Genomic DNA, 7,748 nt, shown 5'->3' with positions numbered 1-7,748 from the left:
TGAAACACTCTTACGTAATTAAAAAAATCCAGTTCATGAGGCCAACTCCAGTAATGCCCTGCATTGATTGCCGCCAGCGTTCGGAGCGACGTGAGCAGCACTGCAAACAAGGGAAGCAACCAGAGCAGGATCATCACCGTGACGCCGGTAGCATACACGGCACGCAAACCCCGTTGTCTTGGCAGGATGGGTTTCGGATACATTAGCGTGCGGCATCCCGCAGGATGCGCCAGAGGAAAAAGGCGATGAAAACCGCCATGATCGCAAATAGGACGACGCCGATTGCCGCCCCATAGCCGAGACGAAAGTTACCGATCGCCTGCTGATACATCAGCCATGCTAGCACCGACGAACTGCCGAACGGCCCACCCGATGTCATGATCGCGACGAGGTCGAAACTCCGCAGCGATCCGATCACCGTGACCACGAGAGCAATAAAAGTGGCTGGCCGCAATTGCGGCAGGACGATGTTCCATAACAAATACCAGCCTCGTGCGCCGTCGAGACGACCGGCCTCGATCAATTCTGGGTTGAGGTTGTTCAGTCCCGTGAGATACAGGATCATGCAATACGCTGTCTGCGGCCAGAGACCGGCAGCTATGATGCCAAACGTCACGATGTGCGGATTTGATAGAATCGCTAAACCATGCACGCCAATGTGATGAAGGATAACGTTCAGTAGGCCGCCATCGGGCTGATAGAACCATGAAAATACGAGGCCGATGACGACTTGCGAGAGTACAAACGGAAAGAAGAACAGGGTCTTTGCCAGACGCATACCAAGAATTTTCTGGTTGAGCACAAGCGCGGCGAGGAGGCCGAAGATCGGTGCCAACAGCATAAGGACGAGCCACAGGATGTTATTGGTAATGGACCGCCAAAACGAGTGACTGCTAAATAGCATGCTATAGTTACTGAATCCAACAAATCGCGCCTTTCCCATTCCGTTCCAGTGATAGACGCTGAGAATGAAACTATCTGCGATAGGCCAAAGTACCCAGATACTGAACATTACTAGCGCAGGCGTCACAAAAAGATATGGAATCGCCTGTTGTCGCCGCCGTTGATTCAACAAAGGATAAACTTGTGACATTTCCCCTCACATTATTCCCGCTCGCCGAAACCACTTTTTGAGGTGATCTCGGACGACAAGTATTATTCTATTAGTTCTCTATTATGGAACTTATTTCTGTTTTAAGTTTGGTTCGTTGGATGCTCGATGTCAAGCGTGGCCGACGGGATCGATCTGGCAAAGTTCGGTGGTTAACGTTGGCCCGACCACAGGGATCGGCATTGAGAAGATGCTTCTGTGCACTATCAAGGCCGATCGGGGGCCCGGCAGTTATTGGTATGCGATCGGATTTATAAACCCCTCCGCGGGCTCCATCATGTCGGCAGCGGTCCACCGCAGCGCCATGTTGGCATTGCGCCAGCGTTTCACGTTCCGCGAGATTCGTCTCATCGGGCCCACGACGTTCTCGATGATCGTGGTGCATACAAGCGATCGGGGGACTTCCAGCGGCAAGCTGATACAGATGGCCGTGAGGAAGTCATCGATCCATTCGAGGATACTGCCGCCGACACAAGTCGTGATCTGTTCGAACCACCGCGCGAGATTGCGCAGCATTTTTCCGGCTTGGTCGGCATCGTTGAGTTCCAATGCTTGCTGTCGGATTCCTTTAACTCGGTGCTGCCTCAAATCGTTTGAAAACCAGCTGGTTGCAATGGAAACATGCGGGCGCGCATGAGAGCAACGCCGACGCGACCATACTTGGCTCGCTTGAGTGTCTTAAGCCGACTGATCTGTCCCTCGGCTTGCCCATTGCTCCATCGCGACCAAGATCAGGCGACACACCCCGTTTCTGGTGGGCCGTGGCAATAATCCGGCTCGACGTCGCCAGCTGGAAAATCACGGTGAGCCGCAACACCCGCACGGTGCCCACCTCGATGACGTCGGCGAAAACCTAACCTGGCCCCACCAAGGGGTTTTGCAACCTCTATTCTGTAAATTTTCGCAAGGTGATTAACTCGTTTGAGCGATCACGGCTCGACATTGAGATAGACTTTTCCGCTCAGCCAGTCTTCGTTGCGTATTCCGTTGATCGTGATCATGATGTTCACCATGCCTGAGGCTGGCGTGGGGGAACAGCATGACGCGGTATTGTGGGCTACCACTGACGGTTGAACAGGTTTCATTTCTCTTTGGTGTTCGTCAGGTCATATAAAGGGGAGAGGGTCTGGCGTTTTTGAAGGGTTTCTCCTTTCAATTCGATGCGGTGGGCGCGGTGAACGATGCGGTCGAGGATGGCATCACCCAGGATTGGATCGCCGATGATTTCGTGCCAGCGGCCGATGGAAAACAGGCTGGTGATCAGCAGGGCGACCTTGCAGTCGCGATCATCTACGATCTCGAGCAAGTCACGCCGCTGTTCGGCGTTCAGGGGCTCGGGTCCCCAATCACCGATGATCCGCAGGCGGCATACTCTTTTCCAAATAATTTGTGTCGGTTTCGAAACACAACCACGCGTGCGTTTGCGCCGCTGTCGCCGCACCCGCCACAAGGGCTAACTGCAAAGGCCAAAAACCCCTGAGTACGGCATTTTGCGATCCGTCCAGAGCAGTGCGGTATCACGATTCAGTGTGTGTTGCTCACAAGCATCGCTGATCGACCCATCAGGCTGAACCTGCCTCACTTCATCGTTGCGTCATAAAAGTGAAATCGCCTTGTCATGGTTTGTCCCTAAAAGCCCGCTCGAGAAGGAGGGCCAGATGATGAAACGAATCAGTTGGATGTGCACGACGGCGCTGTGTGGTGTCGTTGGTTTGACGCAACCCGTGGCGGCGCAGGTTGCCGTGAGCGGCGTCGCCGCGGCGCCGGTGCGGATCGAAGGTGTTTCGAAATCGGCCGCGGCGCGCCACGCGGTGGCGCGGCGGCTGCCGCTGAAATCGACCTATGCGGTCAGCACGATCGGTAAGAAACAAATCAAATATGCTTCACCGACCACCACGGCCCAGACCATATTGAACCAGGCCCCCTCGGTGCTGGCGACCACCAGCGGCCCCGGCGGCGTGCGCACCAACATCACGTTCCGGGCATTCAATTCGGGACAATTTTCCGAAACCTATGATGGCGTCTCACTCAACGACGTGTTCAACGGCGGCGTGAACAATCAGGCATCGACCCGCAACAACGTGCTGATCACGCTGAACGATTTCGACGGCATCCAGATTTATCGCGGCATCAACAATCCGGCGGTGAATTCGTATAATTCGCTGGGCGGCACGATCAATTACCGGCCGATCGCGCCCAGCATGAAGGCGGGCGGCGAAGTGGGTGGCGGCTATGGCAGCTATAACACCTATAGCTATCATTTCACCCTGAACACCGGGGATTATCATGGCATCAGCCAGATCCTGTCGTACCGGCAGGATTACAGCGGCGGCTGGCTCGCCAACAGCAAGGATCATAATTCGAACCTGTATTATGCCATGCGGGCGGCCAATTTCGGCGGGCGCGGCCAGTTCTATCTGAATTTCATTTTCAACCACAACAGCGGCCAGACGCCGCACACCGCGCCGCTGGCGCTGGTGACGCAATTCGGCCCGAGCTATCAATTGCCCCCGAGCCAGGGTTATTCGAACAATATCGATTCGACCAATCTGCTGGTGGTCGGCGAGAAATACAGCGTCAATTCGATGGTCACGGTCGATCTGAAGACGTTTTTCGGCCATGATACCTATCAGCGGACTTCCTATGCCAATCCGCTGTTCGGCCAGAGCCCGACGCAGCCGTACAGCCAGCCGAATTCGGGGACGAATTCGGAATTCTGGACCTTTAACCCGTTCTATCCCAGCTATAATCCGAACGCGCTGTTCGGCTCGACAGTTTACGGCACCGATTATCATCTGTACGGCCAGGGTGCCTCCGAACTGGGGCTGCAACCGAACGTAAAAATCGCCCTGTCGCACAATCTGATCCAGCTCGGCGGCAATCTGACCTATGGCTATCTGAATTCTCGCGAATTCTGGTACGGCAGCCAGCCGGTACCGCAGATCAACGGCTATAACGATGCGTGGGATGAGCATGACCGGCGCACGCTGGGCTCGATCTATGCGCAGGACGAGATCAGCCTGTTCGGCAACCGGCTCAAGATTACGCCGGGCGTGAAATACATCTATGCCAATACCAAGAATTTCAACGCGACCGGGTTTTATGACCAGCCGGGCAGCGTGTCGGATCACGAGCACTATACGTCGCCTACCGTCGGCGCAAATTTGACTCTGTTCAAGGGCGCCACGGTCTATGCCGCGTTCGGCGAGAACATCAAACTGCCGAATATCAGCGCCTATTACGGCGATATCGGGTTGCAGAACGCCGCCGGGGCCTACGTCACGGCGCCGCTTGCGATAAAGCCGGAATATGTCAAGGATTACGAGGCCGGGTTGCGCTACGAGCGGGCCGGCTATGGCATCACGGTCGGGTATTATCGGGAGAATTTCGAGAACACCTTCATCACCGTGACCAATCCGTCCACTCAGGTCTCGACCCAGACCAATGGCGGCGGTTCTCGGTATTCCGGTGTCGAGATGCAGCTGGTCGGTAATTTCGGCAAGATCGGCGGCGTGGTGCCGGGCGCGTTCACCGGGTATTTCAACTATTCGCACAATAATGCGGTGTTCACCTCGACGTTCAATTCCAACGCTGCCGGGCCGGTGACCGCGGGTACGCCGCTGGCCAATGTGCCGGCCAATCTGGTCAGCGCCGGGCTGACCTGGCAGTGGCAGGGCTGGCACGCAACCGGCGATGCGCAATATGTCGGCCGGCAGTATCTCCAGCAGGCGAACGCGGGGACGCCGACCTCCTATACGCAATCGCCATATTTTCTGTTGAACGCCAGCATCGGCAAGTCGATCCCGGTGCATCTGGGCAAGGTGAAATCGCTCGAGATCGCGCTGAATATCGATAATCTGCTCAACCAGGGCTATTACACCCGCGACAAAATCTATCAGACCTATGGCGGGGCCAATTACAACTCGGTGCTGCTCGGTGAACCACGGGCGTTTTTTGGCAGTGTCACGGCGAAGTTCTGAACCGCCTTGACCCGCCTGACCGAGACCGATCGCGCCGCCAGCATCGAACCGGAAACCCCGCGGTTTGGCTGGTGGCTGCTGGCGGCACTGCTGATCGAGGCGATTGCGCTGGCGGGGCTGATGTTCGCGCCGCACGGCAAGCCCGCACATCGGGTGCGGCCGGCGACGATTGCCGTTCACATGCTCAAGCCGGTTGGCCCGCCCAAGGCGATTCCGTTGCCGCCCAAGCTGGTTCAGCCGCCGCCGGTGCCGCCGAAACCGACCCCGGTGCTGCCGAAACCGCCACCGCCGTTGCCGCAGCATCCGCACATTCCGGTGCCGCGCAAACCGCCGCCGCGGCCTGTGCACCATGTGCTGCGCCACGTGCCGGTGCGCCAAGTGGCGCCGCCGCCGGTGGCACCGACGCCGCCGGCACCGCCCGCGCCGCGCGTGGCCGCGCCCCCGCCGAGCCCGGCGCAGGTTGCCACCGCGCTGTCGAAATATACCGGGATGCTGCGCGATGAGATTATTTCGCGCATCGTGGTGCCGGACAGCCTGCGCGCACTGGGAGCGCGCGGGGTCGCGATGATTGAATTCGACGTCACGCCGGGCGGGCGGATTTTATGGGCGCGCGTGCTCAAGGCGAGCGATTATCAGGCGGCGACCAAGGCGGCGCTGGCCGCCGTGCAGGATTCGCATTTCCCCGCGTTTCTGGCGAAAATGCCGCAGCGGAATACGGTTTTTCAGATCCCGATCACGGTTTCGGGCAACGGGTGATCGCGGCTGGCTGGTCGAACGGTCCAGTCCGCCGTGTTCCGAACGGGATAAAGGAGCGTCTCATGGCTGGTCGAATTCGTCTCATCGTCTCGGTCACGGCATTGTTGGTTGGGGGTTGGACCGGTGCGTGGACGGCGCCGCCAGCAGGGCCGGTCGTGGTCACGCCAGCGAATGTGGCGCGCTATACGCATCGTCTGCCGACCGGGCGGGTGGTGGCACCGGTCGGCACGATCGTCGCGACGCCGAATTTCCCGACCGGTGTGGTGATCGCGGGCAAGCGGATCGTGGTGTTGGCCAATGGCGCGGCGCGGACGCAATCGCTCAGCGTGTATGACGCGGCGACGCTGGCACCCGCGGGCAGCGTGGTGGCGTTTCCCAAGGCGGTGCTGGCAGGCAAGGCTGGTGGGGCGGGCAAGCTGCTGGTCGATCATCAGGATTTCTTCCAGGGTCTGGCGACCGGGCCGCATGACATGGTTTATGCCGCCGGCGGTGCGGCGGACGATGTGCTGGCGATTTCGCTGGCCGGGGGCACGCCACGGCTGGTGCGGCGGTATGATCTGGCGTTTCAGGCGTTTCCGCGCACGCAATACCCGTATCTGTATCAGGGGATTCATCATCGCGATGTGCACAAGCCGGCCGGGTTGAGCGCGGATCGGGCGGCGCATCCGCGATATTTCTATCCATCGGCGGTCGCGGTGGCGGGGGATTATGCCTATGTCACCGGGTTGCTGGCCAACAGCCTCGCGCGGATCGATCTGGCGACCGGCAAGACGGTGTATTTGAATGTCGGCGCCTATCCGAACGCGCTCGCCTTCACCGATCATGGCAAGGTGCTGGTGGTGTCGCTGTGGGGGGATAATGCGATTGCGCTGGTCGATCCCGCACGGATGACGCGGATTGCGACGGTTGCGGTGGGCCCGCGTCTGACCGGGGCATCGGTCGCGGCAGGGCTGCATCCGATCGCGCTGGCGGCACGGCAGGGCCGGCCGCATGTGTATGTCGCGCTAGCCAATGGGGATCGGGTGGTCGAGGTCAATACCGCGACGCGGCGGGTGATGCGGGTGATCTCGACACTGCCGTATCCGGGTGCGGCATCGGGTTCGTATCCGGATGGGCTGGCGCTGCGGGGGCGGAGGTTGTTCGTGACCAATGCCGGCAATGACGATGTGATGACGATCGATACCGCGAGCGGTGTAATGCGCGGGTTGACGCCGACAGGATGGTATCCGACCGCGCTCGCCGCCGATCGGGGTGCGCTATATGTGGTGGCGGGCAAGGGGCTCGGGTCGGGACCTAATCTGGCGCATCAATGGGTCGGCACCATGATGCACGGGTTGTTGCAGAGAATTCCGCGCCATCAAGATGGGGCGGCGCTTGCATCGGGCAGCATCGCCGCGCTGGGCGATGACGGGTTTCTGCCGGCGCAGCGCGCGGCGCTGGCGCGTCGCAATGCACGGCTCGCCGCGATGCTGCGCCGCCATGTCAAGACCGTGGTGTTCATTCTGCGGGAGAACAAGACATTCGATGAGGAATTCGGCCGCTACTCCGGAATTGGCCGCTGGGCCGATCCGCGGCTTGATTTATACGATGGCCGGGAGTTGCCGAATTTATATCGGATGGCGGGGCATGGGGCGTTGTTCGTTGATTTCGATGCCGATGGCGAGGTGACGGCGCAGGGCCATCAATGGACGACGGCGGCGAGTGATTCCGATTTCGTTCAGCGGAGTTGGGCGGCATATTATTCCAACCGCGGCTTGCAGGGCAATCCGGGCTGGACCCAGCCGTTGGCCGATCCGGCGAAAGACAACGATCCGGATGATCCGTTCGCCGATGCGATCGATCTGGCGAAGTTGAAGCGGCCGGCGACCAACCCTTGGATTTCCTATCCGAACGGGCGCTTC

The 7,748-nt window shown here is 59.3% G+C and carries 6 protein-coding genes; 3 read left to right on the top strand and 3 right to left on the bottom strand.

Annotated features, from left to right (window positions below; all coding sequences use genetic code 11):
* Positions 1-202: 202 nt before the first annotated feature.
* The 3 genes from B7X49_RS17180 to B7X49_RS17170 all read right to left on the bottom strand — a co-directional run bounded on the left by B7X49_RS17180 (position 203) and on the right by B7X49_RS17170 (position 2,552).
* Positions 203-1,093 carry a carbohydrate ABC transporter permease gene (locus tag B7X49_RS17180; protein ID WP_286705068.1) on the bottom strand — a complete coding sequence of 297 codons (891 nt, stop codon included), beginning with the start codon at positions 1,091-1,093 and terminating at the stop codon, positions 203-205.
* Between the two features lie 249 nt (positions 1,094-1,342).
* Positions 1,343-1,660, bottom strand: a complete 318-nt coding sequence (locus tag B7X49_RS17175; protein ID WP_286705067.1) for a hypothetical protein — start codon at positions 1,658-1,660, stop codon at positions 1,343-1,345.
* Between the two features lie 532 nt (positions 1,661-2,192).
* Positions 2,193-2,552 carry an ATP-binding protein gene (locus B7X49_RS17170; RefSeq protein ID WP_286705070.1) on the bottom strand — a complete coding sequence of 120 codons (360 nt, stop codon included), beginning with the start codon at positions 2,550-2,552 and terminating at the stop codon, positions 2,193-2,195.
* Positions 2,553-2,772: 220 nt separating this feature from the next.
* On the opposite strand from B7X49_RS17170, the gene B7X49_RS17165 reads away from it, so the two are divergent.
* The 3 genes from B7X49_RS17165 to B7X49_RS17155 all read left to right on the top strand — a co-directional run.
* Positions 2,773-5,091, top strand: a complete 2,319-nt coding sequence (locus tag B7X49_RS17165) for a TonB-dependent receptor (protein ID WP_286705066.1) — start codon at positions 2,773-2,775, stop codon at positions 5,089-5,091.
* A gap of 6 nt (positions 5,092-5,097) precedes the next feature.
* Positions 5,098-5,847 carry an energy transducer TonB gene (locus B7X49_RS17160; RefSeq protein ID WP_286705065.1) on the top strand — a complete coding sequence of 250 codons (750 nt, stop codon included), beginning with the start codon at positions 5,098-5,100 and terminating at the stop codon, positions 5,845-5,847.
* Between the two features lie 62 nt (positions 5,848-5,909).
* On the top strand, positions 5,910-7,748 hold a 1,839-nt coding region (locus tag B7X49_RS17155; RefSeq protein WP_286840374.1), incomplete at its 3' end, for a YncE family protein.

The sequence above is a fragment of the Acidiphilium sp. 34-64-41 genome, from assembly GCF_002282635.1.
Taxonomy (GTDB): Bacteria; Pseudomonadota; Alphaproteobacteria; order Acetobacterales; family Acetobacteraceae; genus Acidiphilium; species Acidiphilium rubrum.
The sequence above is the reverse complement of the archived record's forward strand: the minus strand, read 5'-3'. Positions and strand labels throughout refer to the sequence as shown.

Coding starts and splice junctions, on each gene's coding strand:
- B7X49_RS17180 (WP_286705068.1), bottom strand. CDS start 1,093: ATGTCACAAGTTTATCCTTTGTTGAATCAACGGCGGCGACAACAGGCG.
- B7X49_RS17165 (WP_286705066.1), top strand. CDS start 2,773: ATGAAACGAATCAGTTGGATGTGCACGACGGCGCTGTGTGGTGTCGTT.